The sequence below is a fragment of the Sunxiuqinia sp. genome (genome assembly GCF_055140945.1).
Genome location: NZ_JBSQYS010000010.1, coordinates 12,537 through 30,167, shown reverse-complemented (window position 1 = coordinate 30,167; position 17,631 = coordinate 12,537). Strand labels below are relative to the sequence as shown.

General features: G+C 39.9%; 16 protein-coding genes. 8 read left to right on the top strand and 8 right to left on the bottom strand.

Annotated features, from left to right (window positions below; all coding sequences use genetic code 11):
- Positions 1–240 precede the first annotated feature (240 nt).
- On the bottom strand, positions 241–1,506 hold the full coding sequence (locus tag ACTB00_RS06420; RefSeq protein WP_463299089.1) for an MlaD family protein: 1,266 nt from the start codon (positions 1,504–1,506) through the stop codon (positions 241–243).
- A gap of 69 nt (positions 1,507–1,575) precedes the next feature.
- Positions 1,576–2,718, bottom strand: a complete 1,143-nt coding sequence (locus ACTB00_RS06415; RefSeq protein WP_463299088.1) for an N-acetylmuramoyl-L-alanine amidase family protein — start codon at positions 2,716–2,718, stop codon at positions 1,576–1,578.
- A gap of 127 nt (positions 2,719–2,845) precedes the next feature.
- On the opposite strand from ACTB00_RS06415, the gene ACTB00_RS06410 reads away from it, so the two are divergent.
- From ACTB00_RS06410 to ACTB00_RS06395, 4 genes are all read left to right on the top strand, one after another.
- Entirely contained in the window at positions 2,846–5,452 is a 2,607-nt protein-coding gene (locus ACTB00_RS06410; RefSeq protein WP_463299087.1) for a putative LPS assembly protein LptD, read from the top strand.
- A 310-nt stretch (positions 5,453–5,762) separates the two neighbouring features.
- Positions 5,763–6,365: an FKBP-type peptidyl-prolyl cis-trans isomerase gene (locus ACTB00_RS06405; protein ID WP_159517447.1), complete on the top strand. Its 603-nt coding sequence runs from the start codon at positions 5,763–5,765 to the stop codon at positions 6,363–6,365.
- A 66-nt stretch (positions 6,366–6,431) separates the two neighbouring features.
- The gene (gene aroC, locus ACTB00_RS06400; RefSeq protein WP_463299086.1) at positions 6,432–7,505 is read left to right on the top strand and encodes a chorismate synthase; all 1,074 of its coding nucleotides are present in this window, start codon (positions 6,432–6,434) and stop codon (positions 7,503–7,505) included.
- Positions 7,506–7,919: a DUF134 domain-containing protein gene (locus ACTB00_RS06395; protein WP_463299085.1), complete on the top strand. Its 414-nt coding sequence runs from the start codon at positions 7,506–7,508 to the stop codon at positions 7,917–7,919.
- Here ACTB00_RS06395 and ACTB00_RS06390 read toward each other — a convergent pair.
- Positions 7,916–9,334 (bottom strand): dicarboxylate/amino acid:cation symporter, encoded by a 1,419-nt coding sequence (locus tag ACTB00_RS06390; RefSeq protein WP_463299084.1) that lies wholly within the window; start codon positions 9,332–9,334, stop codon positions 7,916–7,918. The genes ACTB00_RS06395 and ACTB00_RS06390 overlap by 4 nt on opposite strands.
- Before the next feature lie 136 nt (positions 9,335–9,470).
- On the opposite strand from ACTB00_RS06390, the gene ACTB00_RS06385 reads away from it, so the two are divergent.
- The 4 genes from ACTB00_RS06385 (at position 9,471) to ACTB00_RS06370 (ending at position 15,015) form a co-directional block, all read left to right on the top strand.
- Positions 9,471–11,252 carry an L-fucose isomerase gene (locus tag ACTB00_RS06385; RefSeq protein WP_463299083.1) on the top strand — a complete coding sequence of 594 codons (1,782 nt, stop codon included), beginning with the start codon at positions 9,471–9,473 and terminating at the stop codon, positions 11,250–11,252.
- Positions 11,253–11,383: 131 nt separating this feature from the next.
- Complete coding sequence (locus ACTB00_RS06380; protein ID WP_463299082.1) at positions 11,384–12,616, top strand: DUF6786 family protein; 1,233 nt, start codon at positions 11,384–11,386, stop codon at positions 12,614–12,616.
- 46 nt (positions 12,617–12,662) lie between these two features.
- Positions 12,663–13,952 carry an L-fucose:H+ symporter permease gene (gene fucP, locus ACTB00_RS06375; protein WP_463299081.1) on the top strand — a complete coding sequence of 430 codons (1,290 nt, stop codon included), beginning with the start codon at positions 12,663–12,665 and terminating at the stop codon, positions 13,950–13,952.
- A gap of 70 nt (positions 13,953–14,022) precedes the next feature.
- Positions 14,023–15,015, top strand: a complete 993-nt coding sequence (locus ACTB00_RS06370) for a GntR family transcriptional regulator (protein ID WP_463299080.1) — start codon at positions 14,023–14,025, stop codon at positions 15,013–15,015.
- 37 nt (positions 15,016–15,052) lie between these two features.
- On the opposite strand, the gene msrA is transcribed toward ACTB00_RS06370, so the two are convergent.
- From msrA to ACTB00_RS06345, 5 genes are all read right to left on the bottom strand, one after another.
- Positions 15,053–15,580 carry a peptide-methionine (S)-S-oxide reductase MsrA gene (gene msrA, locus ACTB00_RS06365; protein ID WP_463299079.1) on the bottom strand — a complete coding sequence of 176 codons (528 nt, stop codon included), beginning with the start codon at positions 15,578–15,580 and terminating at the stop codon, positions 15,053–15,055.
- Positions 15,581–15,654: 74 nt separating this feature from the next.
- Positions 15,655–15,951 carry a DUF6787 family protein gene (locus ACTB00_RS06360; RefSeq protein ID WP_463299078.1) on the bottom strand — a complete coding sequence of 99 codons (297 nt, stop codon included), beginning with the start codon at positions 15,949–15,951 and terminating at the stop codon, positions 15,655–15,657.
- Positions 15,952–16,043: 92 nt separating this feature from the next.
- Positions 16,044–16,622: a hypothetical protein gene (locus tag ACTB00_RS06355; protein ID WP_463299077.1), complete on the bottom strand. Its 579-nt coding sequence runs from the start codon at positions 16,620–16,622 to the stop codon at positions 16,044–16,046.
- 114 nt (positions 16,623–16,736) lie between these two features.
- The gene (locus ACTB00_RS06350) at positions 16,737–16,967 is read right to left on the bottom strand and encodes a 4a-hydroxytetrahydrobiopterin dehydratase (protein WP_463299076.1); all 231 of its coding nucleotides are present in this window, start codon (positions 16,965–16,967) and stop codon (positions 16,737–16,739) included.
- A gap of 75 nt (positions 16,968–17,042) precedes the next feature.
- Positions 17,043–17,621 carry a flavodoxin family protein gene (locus ACTB00_RS06345; RefSeq protein ID WP_463299075.1) on the bottom strand — a complete coding sequence of 193 codons (579 nt, stop codon included), beginning with the start codon at positions 17,619–17,621 and terminating at the stop codon, positions 17,043–17,045.
- Between the last annotated feature and the right edge of the window lie 10 nt (positions 17,622–17,631).

Below are 17,631 nucleotides of genomic sequence, written 5' to 3'. Positions count from 1 at the left end.
TTTTCCCTATTTGAATTCCCGAAAACAAATTTTGTGAAAAAAAAAGTATTAAAAAAATGCAAAATCGCTTGACTTTTAAGAAAAGGATACAATCTAATTACTAGTCAGGCAGTTAAAAAAAATTAATTTTTTATGCTGTACAACAATCAGATTATCAGGTGTTTAAAATAGAATTCTTTTGGAAGTGTTGTATTTAGAGGGACTTGAGTATTTCAATATTTTTTTAGAACAATTCGGATGCTAATTTCCTAATTTCCTTAAAGCCTTTTCTAACCGTACTTTTCGCCCATTTTTGAAAGCGATTATACTTGCATCAGGAAAAACAGCTTTAGCAGCAGTGTGATTTTCCATAATTTTTGCGATGTCGGATGTTTCTCCAGTTAGATAGCTATATCCTCCTGAAATTTCAACTTCTTCGACTTGATCAAAATCACTAAATATGGTATTGTCTTTTGATAATCTTGAGGGGCTTGAAATAAGGTGTATCTTGAAAGTGTATTCAGTTTGACTGGCATCATTTTTTTCTTTTTGAGGTGAGATATAAACATCTTTTCCAAGGTCGAATGCAGAAAAATGAACGTAGCGTTTGGGATTGTTCCGAATGTCTTTCAATAAGAAATCGAGGCTTTGGCTCATATCCGCCAGATTATCGTATAGCTGTTCGTCACCTAAAAGTTTGCCTGCAGTGCCTTCTCCGTTTTCAATTTTAGCCAACACGGCGTTAATTCCTTGTACTGACATTTGTAGGTCAGAAACCATACCAGCGATATTTACAGCCGCTAAACTGTCGCTTATAGATGAAAAATTACCTACGATGTTTGTAAAATCATCGGAATTCTCGTTAAGAGTTGAGCTAATATCGTTCATGTTTTGAATAATCCCTTTTAAATTAGATTTTTCGGTAACCAGCAATTCGCTAATATCAGCTGATACTGACTCCAGATTTAAGATGGTTTGATTAATACGAGCAAAGCTTTCTGAAAGGTTTTTTCGTGCTTCTTCGTTAAAAACGTATGTAACAACGGTAATAGCAGAATCAAGCGATGCTAAAAGCTGCTCCGCTTTATTTTTTAAAGGGAGTACCTGCATACTTACTTGTTCTTTCAAACCTTCTTCAATACTTCCCGGTATCGTGTCACCTTCCTGATAGTATACATTGGACGGATTGATTTGCAATACGATCGATTTGGTTCCCATAAGATCCGAAGAAACAATTCTGGCGATGGAGCCTTCCGGGATTTCAAAATCTCCTTCCAGCGAGAAATTAACGACCAAGCTACCATCATTCCTGTCTGAGAAGTCAATCGTTTTAACCTGACCGACTTGGTAGCCATTAATCATAACAGCACTTGATTCGAGTAGTCCTTCAATCCTCTCATAAACGACATAGTAGCTTGTATTTTGTTTGAAGAAATCGATTCCTTTCAAATAGTTCATTCCCCAAATAAAAATGGCAAAACTAAAGACGATAAGAATTCCCAGTTTGGCGTATTTAGACAGTTTCATAATTGTTTTCAGCTTGTTTTATACAATATTAATAAGCATTCTGATACTAAACAAACAATGAGATCAGAACTATGGTTTTATTTTTCTCAAAGCCTTTTTTATCGAGATGGGCTCTTCGTTTTCAAAAGCAACAATAAACGCGTCAGGATATTTTGCTATTATTTCTTGTTTAAGCGATTGTATCTTTTCCAATGAGTTACTTTTTCCGTAGAAAAACTTGAATGTGGATTTAATTCTCTTTCGCTCAACTTTTTCAAGGCCTTTAAAATTTGTTGCCGTTGGCTCTATCGCCTTGCTGGTGGCAGCTAGCTGAACACTAAAATAAAAGTTGTTGGTGTGTTCTTCTTTTTTCTGGGAAAGCGCTTTTTCGGTTGTTTCTGCTGATGGTTTCAAACTTTCAGGTATTGATGAACCTAATTGGTATTCACTTTTGTGATCAACCGCATTTTTATAATCGCGTATTGCTCTGAATATAGCCGAAGCCAGATAGGCCTGCCCTTCATCACTATTCATATAGTTTGCTTCATAGCGATTGCTTAAAAAACCGGCTTCAACCAATACGCTTGGCATGCTTGTTCGTCGCAAAACCAGAAAGCCTGCTTGTTTCACGCCACGGTCATGACGCCCGGCTCTATTCTTAAACTGATTTTGGATTGCCGCGGCCAGGTTGATGCTTTGATCGAGGTGTTCATCCTGTACCATTTCAAACATGATGTATGATTCGGGTGAATTGGGATCAAACCCCTGGTAGGTTGAAGAATAATCTTCCTCCATCAAAATTACAGCGTTTTCTTTCTTGGCTACCTCCAGGTTTTCTTCTGATCGGTGAAGACCCAAAACAAAAGTTTCGGTTCCGGTGATCGAAGGAGTTCCACAATAGTTAGCGTGTAAGGAAACAAAAAGGTCGGCCTTGTTACTATTTGCAATAACAGCACGCTGATGTAACGGCACAAACACATCGGTGTTTCTGGTGTAAATTACACGAACACCGGGTAATTTTTCTTTCAGGTAGTTCCCGAGTTTTATTCCAATGTTTAAAACAATGTCTTTTTCCCGGATACCTTTATATACTGCACCCGGATCTTTCCCTCCATGACCGGGATCAATAATTACTGTAAACGGATGATCTGGCGCGCTTTTTGCTCGTGCAGGATTCAATAATTCAAAAAATACACACAGAAATACAATAAACAACTTTCGGCTAATGTTCATATACATGTTGTTTGAACGCAACAAAAATAGAAATATTAAAATTATTTTGCATTTGTTCACGCATTTGTCTGGGTTGAATTTATATTTTTGCAGTCCAATGTAACCGAAATGGCTAACATTTTCTAATTTGACGAAAATAATCTTCACATATATTTTGTTTTTTTTCTGTGTTAATACTTATGCACAGGAATTGCCCGACACGGAACTTTCTTCTATTCCTCAGCCTGAGTTAAAGCCTGATTCTATTTTGTCATCCAGAATATCGGCTACCCAGGATTCAATAGCGAAGCCGGATACTGCAAATACAACGGTTCTTGAGGCTCCTATAAATTATAATGCGTTGGACTCTATCGTGATTTCGCTGGATGGCCAAAAAGTATATTTATACAAAGAGGCGATGGTGACTTACCAAACGATTGAGCTGAAAGCCGATTACATAGAACTAGATTTGGAAACAAAAGAGGTTTACGCCGAAGGTGTTCCCGATTCGGCGGAGGTTGTTCAAGGTTCGCCGGTATTTAAAGATGGGGAAGAGGAGTTTGAGAGTAAAACGCTGCGGTACAATTTTGAAACTCAAAAGGGAATAATTACTGAAGTGAAAACGCAACAGGGCGACGGATATGTTCATAGTGAGCGAACCAAAAAAATTGATGCCAACTCTTTTATTTTGAAAAAAGGAAAGTATACGACCTGTGATGCAGACCATCCGCATTTTTATTTAAGAATGACCAGAGCAAAGGTTATTTCGAATAAAAAAATTATTACCGGCCCGGCATATTTGGTGTTAGAAGATTTTCCAATTTATTTCCCAATGATCCCATTTGGGTTCTTCCCAAACTCCCCCAGTTATTCGTCTGGTATTATAATACCTACCTATGGTGAAGAACAAAGCAGGGGATTCTTTTTGCGCGAAGGAGGTTATTATTGGGCAGCAAGTCCTTATTTCGATTTGACGATGAAAGGGGATATTTACTCTAAGGGTTCGTGGGGAGCCAACGTGCATACCAACTATAAAAAACGGTATAAATTCTCAGGAAATTTTGATTTCAGGTATAATGTAAACCGTTACAGTGATCCTGACTTGCCTGATTTTAGCCGTTCGCCGGGGTTTTCAGTTAAGTGGTCGCATTCGCAGGACAGTAAAGCCAATCCATATCAATCATTTTCGGCTAGCGTAAACCTGTCTACAACAAGTTACGACAAACAGAATTCGTACGATGTGCAAAGCTATTTGCAAACCACTAAATCGTCGAGTATTTCATATTCTAAAAAATGGGAAAACTCACCATTTAATATGTCAGCCAGTTTCAGACACTCACAAAACTCACGAGATACTACTATTTCATTAAGTTTTCCGGAGCTAACCTTCTCCATGGCGAAAATTTATCCGTTTCGACAAAAAGATCGTGTTGGGGCTCCAAAGTGGTACGAGAAAATTGGTTTTAGCTACACCGGTAACATAAAAAACTCCATAACGGCAAAAGAAGATGAATTGCTGAATCAGTCAATTATACGCGATTGGCAAAATGGATGGAAACACTCCATCCCAATCAGCTTGCCGAATTTCAACCTATTTAAATATGTCAATGTAAGTCCTAGTGTGAGTTATTCGGAGCGTTGGTATACAAATTATATTACCCAAAATTATGCCTACGACAATATCGCTCAGAAAGGAACCGTTTGGGAGGATACCACCTATCATTTTCGTCGAAATTATAACTATTCATTTAGCCTGAGTTCGCAAACGAATATTTACGGGATGTATTTAATGAAAAACCCCAATTCCCGAATGAAAGCCATCAGACATAAAATGTCGCCTTCCGTTAGTTTTAGTTATACTCCTGATTTTGGCGATCCAAAATACGATTTTTATGACTCGTATATGGACCATGAGGGAAATCAGATCTATTACAATCGTTTTAAAGGGGCTATTTTTGGGTCGGCCGGGAGAGGGGAGAGTGCCGCGATTAACTTCGGACTTACCAACAACCTCGAAGCTAAAATGGCGGCTAAAAACGATACCACCTCAAACGAAGAGAAATTTGAAAAAGTAAAGATTATCGATAATCTGGGATTTAGCGGATCGTACAATTTTATTGCAGATTCATTAAATCTAAGTACCATTCGAATAAACGGGCGAACAACAATTAAAGGTGTAAGCCTGAACTTTGGAGGGACAGTTGACCCATACAATACGGATGAAAAGGGAACCCGAATTAATCAGTTTATGTGGAACGAAGCTTCGGGGTTGGCGAAGTTGGGCCGGCTAACCAATGCAAACCTTTCCTTCGGAATGTCTTTTAAATCGAAACAGAAAGAAGAGTCGAATGCCGAAGAGGGAGAAGAAATTGGTGAGCAAATCATGTATCCTGATGGGAGCATCGAATACTATGATTTTGATATTCCATGGGACTTTCGGTTTAATTATAGCTTTAGCTACTCAAAAAGAAGTAATTATCATGATGCACAAGTCAACCAGAGTTTAAACTTTAGTGGCCGGGTAAAATTAACGCGCGAATGGAATATGTCGCTTTCTACAAACTTTGATATTCAGGCCGGTGAGTTTTCTTTTACCACCTTCAACATAAATCGTCGGCTACATTGCTGGAATATGGCCTTTAATTTTGTGCCTTTTGGTCGGCGCAAAAGTTACAGTTTCACAATTAATGCTTCATCAGCCATGCTTAAAGACTTGAAGATAGACAAGAAACGAAGCTGGTTTGACAATAATTAAAGGCGGTAGACGGTCACATTTTTAAGTTGCTTATTCACAACTATCTGTATTTATTAGAAGAATGCTTTTCCAATCTTGTTAGTACAGCATGTTTTCTGAAAGGAAGATTTGTTAGATGATAAAATGTGTTTTGAGAGAATCTTTCTAAATAAACTGTAAAATATGGTATAAAGACGGACAAATTATAAACCAACAGAAATCTATGATGTTAACATTAAATGTATATTCCATCGAGTTTTGTGCTCTTTGATATATCAATGTTTTTTATTTCTTTGCAAGTATTATTCAAAATCAATCTAAATAGTTTAAAATGGCAATTACTAAAAACAAAATGGTTTCTTTGACTTACGATTTAAGAATCGAAGGAGCAAACGGAGAATTGATAGAACAGGCAACAGCCGAGAAACCACTAAACTTTGTTTATGGTGCAGGACTTATGTTGCCAAAGTTTGAAGACCTTTTACAAGGTCTTGAGCAAGGCAAGGACTTCAATATAAATCTTTCATGTGAAGATGCTTACGGGCAAGCTGATGAAAATGCAGTTGTTGATCTTCCTAAAAACCTGTTTCTGGTTGAAGGAAAATTCGATGAGGAAATTATTAAAGTTGGCAATACTGTTCCAATGATGAGTGCTAGCGGTCAACGTATGAACGGCCTGGTGTTGGAAATTACGGACGAGCATGTAAAAATGGATTTTAACCATCCTTTGGCTGGTGAAGACTTATTCTTCTCAGGAAAAGTATTGGAAGTGCGCGATGCTACTGATGAGGAAATTGCAGCAACTGTGCAAGGTAGCGGCTGTGGCTGCGGTAGTGGTGGTTGCGAAAGTGACAGCGGTGGCTGCGGATGTGAAGAGGGCGAAAGCTGTGAAACAGAGAAAGCAAATGGTGGAAGCTGCGGTTGTGGCTGCTAATTGATAAAACGTATTCAAAATATTGCTTCTGAGCAATCGGGAGCAATGTTTTTTTAACCTAAAATAATGAATAGCTTCGGACAATTATTCAGATTAACTTCTTTTGGAGAATCTCATGGCGTAGGAATTGGTGGTATTATTGATGGCTGCCCGGCAGGTGTCGAAATCGATTTGGATTTTATTCAAAATGAACTCGATCGTCGTAAACCCGGACAATCGAAAATTACGACCCAACGAAAAGAGTCGGATCAGGTTGAGTTTTTATCGGGAATTTTTGAAGGAAAAACGCAGGGGACACCCATCGGTTTTCTGATTAGAAATAAAGATCAGCACTCGAACGACTACAATAACCTGAAAGACATTTTTCGTCCTTCACATGCCGATTATACTTATCTGAAGAAATATGGGAGCCGCGATCATCGGGGAGGAGGACGTTCCTCTGCGCGTGAAACAATCGCACGGGTTGCAGCCGGAGCTGTCGCTAAATTGATGCTGAAGCAATTTGGTGTCGATATTAATGCATTCGTAAAGCGAGTGGGCGAAGTTGAACTGACAAAGAGCTACAAAGAGCTTGATTTAAAATTGATTGACAGTAATATTGTTCGCTGCCCCGATACCGAAACTGCCGATAAAATGATTGCCCGTATTGAAGCAGCCGGTAAAAATCATGATACCGTTGGCGGAGTTATTCAGGGAGTTATCCAGGGAGTTTCAGTTGGTTTAGGCGAACCGGTTTTTAATAAGCTGCATGCCGATTTAGGTCATGCCATGTTGGGAATCAATGCGGTCAAAGGATTTGAATACGGATCAGGTTTCGATGGCACAAAGCTTAGTGGCTCCGAGCATAACGATGTCTTTATAAAGTCGGGGAGCGGTATTCGAACAAAAACCAATAATTCCGGCGGAATTCAAGGTGGAATTTCGAATGGAGAAGACATCTATTTTAATGTGGCTTTTAAGCCAATTGCAACCTTGTTGAAAGAGCAACATACGGTTGATAAAGATGAAAAAGAAGTAACGATCAATCCAAAAGGTCGTCACGATCCTTGTGTACTACCACGTGCTGTCCCTATTGTTGAAGCAATGGCAGCCTTGGTTATTGCTGATCATTATTTGTTGAACAAAGTAAATCAAAGTTAGATGCCTCGTAAAAAAAGACAACGGCGCTTATTAGCCCCGCCCTCCGTTAAAGGATTTTCTGTATTTGGACCAAAAAACAGAGCTCAGCAGGTTGTGCTGTTTTTTGAAGAGTATGAGGCAATAAAATTGCTGGATTACGATAATCTTACCCAGGAAGAAGCTGCAGTTTGTATGGATGTTTCTCGTCCTACACTGACCCGGATTTATGAGTCGGCCCGAAATAAAGTAGCACAGGCAATGGTTGAAGGGAAAGACTTGATCATTCGCGGAGGTAATTTTCAATTCGATGAGAATTGGTACTGTTGCAAATCTTGTAAAGCTAAGTTCAACATGGCTAAAGTCGGCGAAAATTGCCCGGTTTGTAATTCAACGGAAATTGAATCTTTGAATGATTTTTATAAGAAAAGCAACTAAACCTGCAGTTCTTCTCCTTCACTTTTTGCAATAATAACTGCTCCACAGCTATCACTCCACACATTGGTAGCTGTTCTAAACATGTCTAAAATTCGGTCAACCGCAAGGATTAATCCAATACCTTCCAGCGGAAGTCCAACGGCTGATAAAATAACGGTTATCATAACCAAACCGGCCATGGGAATAGCAGCTGCTCCAATGGACGCTAATAAGGCTGTCGCAACAATAATTGCTTGTTGAATGATGCTTAAATCATGGCCATAAGCCTGGGCAATAAAAATAGCTGCAACACATTCATAAAGCGCAGTCCCATCCATATTGATGGTTGCTCCCAGGGGCAGTGTAAAACTGCTTATTTTGTTTGACACTCCTGATTTTGACTCAACTGCATCCATCGTTAATGGTAAAGTTGCTCCTGACGATGAAGTTGAAAAAGCAGTTAGAAGGGGAGTGGTCATATTTTGAAAATGTTTCCGCGGATTAGCCTTTCCAAGTAGCTTCATCAACACTGGAAGAGTAACCAAAAAATGTATGGTCAGTGCTAAAACAACAGTGCCCATGTAAATTCCCATGCGCGACATCAAACCGGCTAAATCATCTTGGTCTGCAATTACTTTGGAAACAATACCAAATATACCAAGAGGCGTGAATTTGATGATAAACATGGTGATTTTCATCATGACTTCGAAAATAGCATTGAATGCCTTTTTTAGAACTTCACGATTAACGGTATCCACTTTCGTAATGAAAAAACCAAACAACACGGCAAAGAAAATAATGGAAAGCATATCACTTTCGTTGAATGCCTGAAAGATATTTTGAGGAATAATTTCGACCAAAATATCCCGAAAGGATCTTTGCTTTTCAACCAAGCCTTCAACCGTTTCCTGAAAGTTTAAATCAGCCCCAACCCCAGGCTTAAAGAGATTGACAAAAAATAAGCCTGTTACAATGGCCAAAACAGATGTCATTACATAATATCCTATTGTTTTTAAGCCCAATCGGCCTAAGTTTTTACCGGTGCCAATATTTGTAATTCCAGATATTAGTGAGCTTAAAATCAGTGGAATAATCAACATTTTTAAAGCGCGAAGAAACAAATCCCCCATCCAGCTAACAGCATCGATTTGAGGGTTGTTGTAGCTTGCTTTTCTAATTGTAGATTGGTATTTATCGTATTCATCAGAAGTCAGCAATTGTTTCATTTTTACCTGAAAGTCTTGCATTGTACTGTATTCTTCACCTTGCAATCCCCCAACTTTTTCAATAACAGCCGCACTTAAATGCGTTTTCTGCAATTGACTAATAGCTTCTTGATCAATGGCATATTTCGTTGGGAAAATTATTCCATAACCAATTGATAGTAGTAACGCAATCAGTATTTGCCAGTGGAGCTGTAGCTTAAATATTTGCATGTGTTTTGAATTGAGATTGATACAAATCTAACTTTTTAAACCATGTTTTCCAACATGACCATACGATTGAATTTTTTCTACTTTAGCAGCACAGTACAGCACAACACGAAAAATATAATTTAAATATCAATTCAATATGAAAAATCGTTTAATCGGACGTTTGCCCAAAGTAGGAATCCGTCCAGTAATAGATGGTCGCGAACGTGGAGTTCGTGAATCACTCGAGGTTCAAACCATGAATTTGGCGAAAGCTGCCGCTCAACTAATTGAAGAAAACTTGCGCTTTCCTTCTGGAGAAAAGGTGGAATGTGTTATTGCAGACACAACCATTGGAGGTGTAGCAGATGCTGCTAATTGCGCTGATAAGTTCAGTCGTGAAGGAGTTGGCGTTTCGCTAACTGTAACGCCATGCTGGTGCTACGGAACAGAGGTGATGGATAGTGACCCGCTTCTTCCTAAGGCCGTTTGGGGTTTTAATGGTACTGAGCGTCCCGGAGCCGTATATTTGGCCGCAGCTCTTGCCGGATATACTCAGAAAGGCTTGCCGGCTTTTGGCATTTATGGTCGCGATGTACAGGATGCGGGAGACACAGCCATTCCCGATGACGTTCGCGAGAAAGTATTGCGGTTTACAAAAGCCGCTTTAGCTTCAGCGCAAATAAAAGGAAAATCATATCTGTCGCTTGGCTATACGTCAATGGGAATTGCCGGCTCTATGGTTGATGCCGACTTTTTTCAGGAATATCTGGGGATGCGTACAGAGTTTGTTGACATGACTGAGATTAAACGTCGAATTGATCAGGAGATTTTCGATCCTTCAGAATATAAAACAGCCTTGGCTTGGGTAAAGGAAAATTGCCAGGAGGGTGATGACCACAATGCAAAAGACAAGCAGAGCGACCGGAAAAGAAAAGATTGGGAATGGGAAATTGTAGTTAAAATGACCCTGATTTGCCGCGATCTAATGATTGGCAATCCGAAATTAACAGAGCTTGGTTTTGGAGAGGAAGCGAAAGGACATAATGCAATCGCAGGTGGTTTCCAGGGGCAGCGCCAATGGACAGACTACTATCCGAATGCTGACTTTACTGAAGCGATGTTGAATTCTTCATTCGACTGGAATGGTATACGCGAAGCCTATGTTTTTGCCACCGAGAATGATAGTTTAAATGCAGTGCCCATGTTGTTTGGTCACCTGTTAACCAATACCGCTCAAATATTTTCAGACGTTCGCACATTCTGGAGCCCTGAAGCTGTAAAACGAGTAACCGGAAAAGAACTGACAGGATTAGCTCGAAACGGAATTATCCACTTAATCAATTCTGGGTCGACAACCTTAGATGCCACAGCACAGCAAAAAGATGCTGAAGGAAATCCGGTGATGAAACCTTATTGGGATATTTCGGATGAAGAAGCCCAAGCATGTTTAGATAAAACAAACTGGTGTCCTGCTGATTTAGGTTATTTTAGAGGTGGTGGTTATTCATCTCAATTTAAAACCGAAGGCAAAATGCCGGTAACCATGTCGCGTGTAAACCTGGTAAAAGGGCAGGGGCCAGTGATACAAATAGCCGAAGGATGGACTGTTGAGTTACCCGAGGATATTCATCAATTATTAGATGAGCGCACCAATCCAACCTGGCCAACAACCTGGTTTGTGCCACGCTTGAACGATGAAGACGCTTTTAAAGATGTATACAGTGTAATGGCCAATTGGGGAGCCAACCATGGTGCAATTTCGTATGGCCACATTGGTGCCGACCTAATCACCTTAGCATCGATCCTCCGTATTCCGGTTTCAATGCATAATGTGGAAGATAAAGATATTTTCCGCCCAAGTGCCTGGGCTTCATTCGGAGCAAATAAGGAAGGTTCGGATTACCGGGCGTGTAAAAACTACGGGCCTCTTTATGGCTAGTCGTTTATTTTAATTTATTTTGAAATTAATATCATGAAATGAGCATCAGTAAATTTCATCATTCGATACAAGTATGATTAATTTACTGATGTGAGTTTCATCTGTTACCATTTTTAATCAAAATTATACAGATGAAGATCATTCATGTAAAACATTTAATCTCAATAATCATAGGATTGTTGGTGGTTCACTTGATTACCACCGGCTTTGAAAAAGAAGAAACGATGAGCTTAAAAAAAGGTCAGTATGGCTACGATCTGGAGAAACTACAAAAGTACTATTCTACTATTGAGCTAGTTGCCGGAGAATCTCGGGTGGTTATTGTTCCTGAACTGCAGGGACGGGTGATGTCTAGCACAACCTCAGGATCAACAGGTTTCTCGTTTGGCTGGATCAACCACAAATTACTTGGAGCCGATCAACTGTCCTCTCAGTTTAATCCTTTTGGTGGCGAAGAGCGGTTTTGGATTGGTCCGGAGGGAGGACAGTTCTCTTTCTATTTTGATCAGGGGAAAACCATGGCAATGGAAAACTGGCGTGTTCCTTCTGCTATCGATACCATGCCCTGGGATGTAATTGAAGCTAATCAGGAAACGGCGACGTTCCGACAATCATTTCAGCTAGCGAATTATTCTGGCAATAAATTTTCAATGGAAATCACCCGCCGGGTGAGCATTATTGATCCGATTGAATTGGACGAATTTTTGCCCATTAATTTGGATGAGTCCGTAAAAGTTGTTGCTTACGAATCATTAAACCAACTGAAAAACACAAACGATTTTAGCTGGAATAAAGAAACAGGTATGCCATCAATCTGGATGCTTTCCATGTACCAGCCATCACCCGAAGTAACCATTGTACTACGCTATAAAAAAGACGGCGAAGGCCCCGTGGTTACTGATGATTATTTTGGTGAAATGCCAACGGATAGGTTGAAATCTGATGATGGAGTCATCTATTTCAAGGCCGATGGAAAGTACCGGAGTAAGATTGGTGTTTCTCCCGAGCGGGCACTGCCAACTTTAGGAAGTTACGATGCCCAAAACAAATGCCTAACCATTTTAATTTGTTCGTTGGATTCTACTTCAACTGACTATGTCAACTCTTCGTGGGAAGAGTACCAGAAAGAACCGTTTAATGGCGATGCCATTAATGCATACAATGACGGTCCATTAGCAGATGGTGGTCAGCTTGGCCCGTTTTACGAGTTGGAGTCTTCGTCGTCAGCTGCTGCTTTAAATGCAGGTGAAGTTAAGATTCATTTTCAACGAACATTTCATTTCGAAGGAGATGAGCAAGCATTAAATTCCATTGCTGAAAAGCTACTGGGTGTTTCAATTGCTGAAATAAAAAACGCTCTTTAAAATACAAACCGATACGAACTAAACGAATAACTAAAAAAGAAAAACAGTGAAATCTAAAATTAAAGTCGTTCCAAAGGAATACCTATTTCCATTTATCTTGATCACAAGTCTTTTTGCTTTGTGGGGCTTTGCTAATGATATTACAAACCCGATGGTGGCTGCATTTAAGACGGTAATGGAAATCTCTAACGCCAAAGCTGCGATGGTGCAATTTGCTTTTTACGGTGGATATGCAACAATGGCTATTCCCGCAGCGCTTGTTATTAAACGCTATAGTTATAAAGTAGGCATTATTGTTGGCTTGACTTTATATGCAATAGGAGCTTTATTGTTTTACCCGGCTGCTCAGTTTGAATTTTTTGGGTTCTTTCTGGTTTCTCTATACATTTTAACCTTCGGTTTGGCGTTTCTTGAAACAACTGCCAATCCGTATATTTTGTCGATGGGCCCCGAAGAGACAGCAACCAGGCGGCTAAATCTGGCGCAGTCATTTAATCCAATGGGATCAATTTTCGGGATGTTTATCGCCTCCAATGTAATTCTGGCTACACTAGAGTCCGATAAAAGAGATTCAGCAGGGAATTTGATTTTTGAAACTTTAAGTGCATCTGAAAAGGCTGGTATTCGGGCTCACGATTTGGCTGTTATTCGCGATCCCTATGTCATGCTCGGATTTTTTGTTATCCTTATGCTGGCGATCATCGTCTTATCGAAGATGCCTAAGCGAGCTAAGGCAGATCATTCTATTCGAACAAAGGATACCTTTAAGCGATTGGCAAAAAACGTAAAATATCGCGAGGGAGTCCTTGCTCAGGTCTTTTATGTTGGAGCACAAATCATGTGCTGGACCTTTATTATTCAGTATGCTGATAATTTGGGAATACCGAAAGCTGAAGCTCAACGCTATAATATTATAGCCATGGCCATTTTTATTGGGAGCCGGTTTGTGAGTACCTTTTTGATGAAATACTTAAATGCCCGTTTTATGCTGACCATTTTCGCTGTTGGCGGAATGTTGACAACTACCGGAGTTATTTTGATAGAGGGTATGCCGGGCTTATATCTGCTGATTGCCACTTCTGCTTTTATGTCATTGATGTTTCCAACAATTTACGGTATTGCTTTGGAAGGACTTAGTGAAGATTCAACTTTGGGAGCGGCAGGCTTGGTGATGGCAATTGTTGGAGGTGCCTTGATGCCTCCCTTGCAAGGGTTGTTAATCGACCAGGGAACTATCGCTTGGTTGCCAGCCGTTAATTTCTCATTTATTTTGCCATTCATTTGCTTTGTAGCAATTGCTATTTATGGATACCGGACAATGAAAATACACGTGTAGCTTATAAAATCATCAAATAATTAAAGGGGATGGATGCTGTGTATCCTCCTCCTTCACTTAGAAAAAAAATATGGCATTTCAATTTCAACTCGACCATTCCTCTTCCCAAACTAAAATACAGCAGCTGATCCATGCCGTTACTGAGGCGATTAGTGATGGAGTTCTAAAAGAGGGCGATTTTTTGCCGTCAGTTAATAAGTTGAGTCGCGAAAGTGGATTGTCGAGAGATACCATCTTTAAAGCCTACACCACCTTAAAGCTACGCAGTGTGATCGCATCAACTCCAACGAAGGGCTACTTTGTAAGTAACGAGTCCTTTAAAGTGATGATGCTGCTTGATGATTTCAGTGCTTTCAAAGAACAGCTGTATGGTAGCTTTCGAAATGCATTGCCCGAGAATTATTCCGTTGATTTACTCTTTCATCATTACAACCCCAATGTGTTTGAACAGCTCGTTTTAAATAACCTGGGTCGCTACAGCATGTATGTGGTTATGAATATCAATAACGATCGGATTGAGAAAGTGGTGAAAAAAATCGATTCGAGTAAGCTGTTGATTTTAGATATGGGATCGCCGGAGAATGATGAGATGGCACATATCCTCCAGGATTTTGAAAATGCTTTTCGTAATTGTCTGGAACAAGGGAAAGAGCAAATTCAGAAGTATGATGAGTTCAGCTTGGTTTTTCCATCATCCACACCACATCCCAAGGTGACAATTGAGGTGTTTCAGAGGTTTTGCGATGAAAATACGATTAAGCATTCAGTCATTCAAAAAATAAAAAATAAGACCATCGAAAAGGGACAAGCCTATTTGGTTATTAAAGAAGATGATTTGGTCTACATTATTAAAGAATGTAAGCAAAAGGGACTAAAAGTAGGTCGCGATGTGGGCTTGATATCTTACAACGATTCACCCATGAAAGAAATCGTTGGAGACGGAATTACGGTAATCTCTGTCGATTTTGAGGAAATGGGCGAGAAGGTAGCAAACTTCATCAAGAGCAAACAAAAAATCTTTGAAGTTCTCTCGCCGCGGTTAATTCTTCGGGGATCGCTGTAGAGACTTCCACAACGACTAGTATTATTTATGTGATGTCTTATTTGATCTTCTCTTTGAAAATCTGTCTGAACTTGTCCAGTTTTGGAACAATTACAAACTGGCAGTAGCCCTGTGCCGGATTTCGTTCATAGTAATCCTGGTGCTCATCTTCGGCTCTGAAAAAGTTTTCCCAAGGACTGATTTCAGTCACCACAGGCTTTTCGAAAATAGCCTCTTTATTCAAGTGCTGCTTGATGATTTCCGCGGTTTCCTGTTGCTTATTATTGTGGTAGAAAATAACTGAACGATATTGCGTTCCAACATCGGCACCTTGTTGGTTTAGCGTGGTCGGATCATGGGTTGCCCAAAATACTTCCAGCAATTCCTGAAAACTTATTATTTCGGGGTCAAACTCAATTTCAACTACTTCGGCGTGCCCGGTCCTTCCAGTACAGACTTCGCGGTACGCAGGATTAACAATATCGCCACCCGAATAGCCGGAAGTGACGGATTGCACTCCTTTTAATTCTTTAAAAATGGCTTCGGTACACCAAAAACAACCTCCTCCAAATGTTGCGAGTTCCATATTCTTATCTTTTTAGAAATGAATTTTTAACTACGAATCAATAAACGAAGAGAACAGGCAGGTAAATCGTCCGATTAATCAATCTTTATCCCGAATCGGCGTAAAAGCTTTTTTTCGAAATTCCAGAAAAAGGTGAACTGCCCCAAGAGGGTTCCAAACAGCATCAGCATGATCTGATATGCCGGAACAATGGTAAGCACATAGACAATCGCGGAAAGCCAGAAAGGCCAGTCGGGGCTATAATCAAGCCAGTGAAAAACCAATTTACGAATAACAAGAGCTCCACTTCCAGAGATTGAAAAAACGACAAAAATGACGATTAATTGCAGGTCGGAATCAACATTCCATTTTTCCTTCAACCGTTTAAACATAGTTCCTTTTCTTTGAGTACAACTAGTAAACAAGCTTTTTCCTGAATGGTTGAAATCTTGTTCGATAAAATAGGCACATTTTTCCTGATCCACTAGCCGAACTGGTGGCTTTGGTAAATGATATAACCGTATATCACAAAGCGTAGGATCCTGAACAGAGCAAAATTAAGGTATCTTTTCATGGGATAATTTGTTGTTCCTACCAGCATACTGATAGCCGACCATGGAAGGGGAGTAAGTGCCGAAGCAACAATGAGAAAAGCACCGTACTTTCGGAAAAGGGGCCAGTACTTGCTAAAAAACCTCCGTCCCAGGTATCGAAATAAAACAACCCGCTGAAGGTATCGCCCGACTAGAAATGCGATGTATCCGGCTCCATACGATACACCTGCAAAAAAGCCCAGGTTTAGCACATAGTGCCAAAGGTCGCCTTTGTAATAGGCCCAAATCATAAAGAACTCCGGTGGGAAAAGTCCAAAAAAGACCTCCGAACCAACATATACCCCGTAGATGATGAGTGGTTGACTGTAAAATCGTTTGAGCCAAAACTCTTTGTTTTCATCAACGATAAATTCTTTGGCAAGCAGGTATAAAACAGCAAGGATTGCCATCCAAAGCAATCCTTTGAGTATATTTTTTAAGAGGAATTTGAACTTGAAATGTAGTTTCATTCAATTGTTTTTATTCGTTGGTATGCCGAAGAACTTTCTCCAACACCAACTTCAACGATAATCTGAGTTGCAATTGCAGGTGTTATAATTCCTCTATGATGTGTTTTGAGATGATTATAACGCGTCAATTTTCGAAGCCAGCTCGTGGTCTTTGTTGGTTACTTTGCCTTCGCTGTGCGACGTTAAGCTAATCGATACTTTTTTGTATGAATGTATCAAAATATCGGGATGGTGATCCATGCCTTCTGCCAATTCGCCCACCTGGTTTACAAAACTGAGTGCTTCTTTGAAATTATTAAACGTAAATTCTTTGGTTATTTTCTCTGTTTCTTTGTTCCAATCCATAATAATAAATTTTACTTGTTTTTAAATTGCTTATACAATTCCAAACAAGTTGAAATTTACATGGTTCAATCAAAGTCAGTCATTTATTTTATTTAACAGCCAAGCCATGTTTTCACCCAGTGTATTCATAATTTGCATGCCTTCTTCGTCTTGTAAAACGGCTCCTTCAGGTCCACCTACTGCAAAGTTCCAGTAGCTTGATCCCGGCACAATCATTTGACTAATCAGGAAAAAGTTATTGAGTGTTTCGAAAGCGTGTAATTGCCCTCCACGGCGAACAGCAAGTACGCCGGCACCGACCTTGCGTTTTAACAGATGTCCGTTTCCGCGGGTAACATAACCAACCACATCAATTAAGGCTTTCATTTCGGTTGTAACATCTGCAAAGTAAACCGGCGACCCCAGAATGATACCATCCGCTCGGAGTATTTTTTCAATACATTCGTTAAGCACATCATTTTTGATGTGACATTTTCCATCTTTAATTTCCCGACATTTGCCACAGGCGGTGCAACCATGAACCGGCTTCCCGCCAAGCTGGAAGTACTCGGTTTCGATGCCTGCTTGTTGCAGTGGTTCAAATACCTTTTCGATTAATATTTTGGTGTTTCCGTTTTTACGAGGACTTCCATTAATGGCTAGTACTTTCGTCATGTTGATATTT

Excerpts from the sequence above, each read along its gene's own strand:
- ACTB00_RS06420 (WP_463299089.1), bottom strand. The coding sequence starts at position 1,506 with ATGAAACTGTCTAAATACGCCAAACTGGGAATTCTTATCGTCTTTAGT.
- ACTB00_RS06415 (WP_463299088.1), bottom strand. The coding sequence starts at position 2,718 with ATGAACATTAGCCGAAAGTTGTTTATTGTATTTCTGTGTGTATTTTTT.
- ACTB00_RS06405 (WP_159517447.1), top strand. The coding sequence starts at position 5,763 with ATGGCAATTACTAAAAACAAAATGGTTTCTTTGACTTACGATTTAAGA.
- aroC (WP_463299086.1), top strand. The coding sequence starts at position 6,432 with ATGAATAGCTTCGGACAATTATTCAGATTAACTTCTTTTGGAGAATCT.
- ACTB00_RS06395 (WP_463299085.1), top strand. The coding sequence starts at position 7,506 with ATGCCTCGTAAAAAAAGACAACGGCGCTTATTAGCCCCGCCCTCCGTT.
- ACTB00_RS06390 (WP_463299084.1), bottom strand. The coding sequence starts at position 9,334 with ATGCAAATATTTAAGCTACAGCTCCACTGGCAAATACTGATTGCGTTA.
- ACTB00_RS06385 (WP_463299083.1), top strand. The coding sequence starts at position 9,471 with ATGAAAAATCGTTTAATCGGACGTTTGCCCAAAGTAGGAATCCGTCCA.
- ACTB00_RS06380 (WP_463299082.1), top strand. The coding sequence starts at position 11,384 with ATGAAGATCATTCATGTAAAACATTTAATCTCAATAATCATAGGATTG.
- ACTB00_RS06370 (WP_463299080.1), top strand. The coding sequence starts at position 14,023 with ATGGCATTTCAATTTCAACTCGACCATTCCTCTTCCCAAACTAAAATA.
- msrA (WP_463299079.1), bottom strand. The coding sequence starts at position 15,580 with ATGGAACTCGCAACATTTGGAGGAGGTTGTTTTTGGTGTACCGAAGCC.
- ACTB00_RS06360 (WP_463299078.1), bottom strand. The coding sequence starts at position 15,951 with ATGTTTAAACGGTTGAAGGAAAAATGGAATGTTGATTCCGACCTGCAA.
- ACTB00_RS06355 (WP_463299077.1), bottom strand. The coding sequence starts at position 16,622 with ATGAAACTACATTTCAAGTTCAAATTCCTCTTAAAAAATATACTCAAA.
- ACTB00_RS06350 (WP_463299076.1), bottom strand. The coding sequence starts at position 16,967 with ATGGATTGGAACAAAGAAACAGAGAAAATAACCAAAGAATTTACGTTT.
- ACTB00_RS06345 (WP_463299075.1), bottom strand. The coding sequence starts at position 17,621 with ATGACGAAAGTACTAGCCATTAATGGAAGTCCTCGTAAAAACGGAAAC.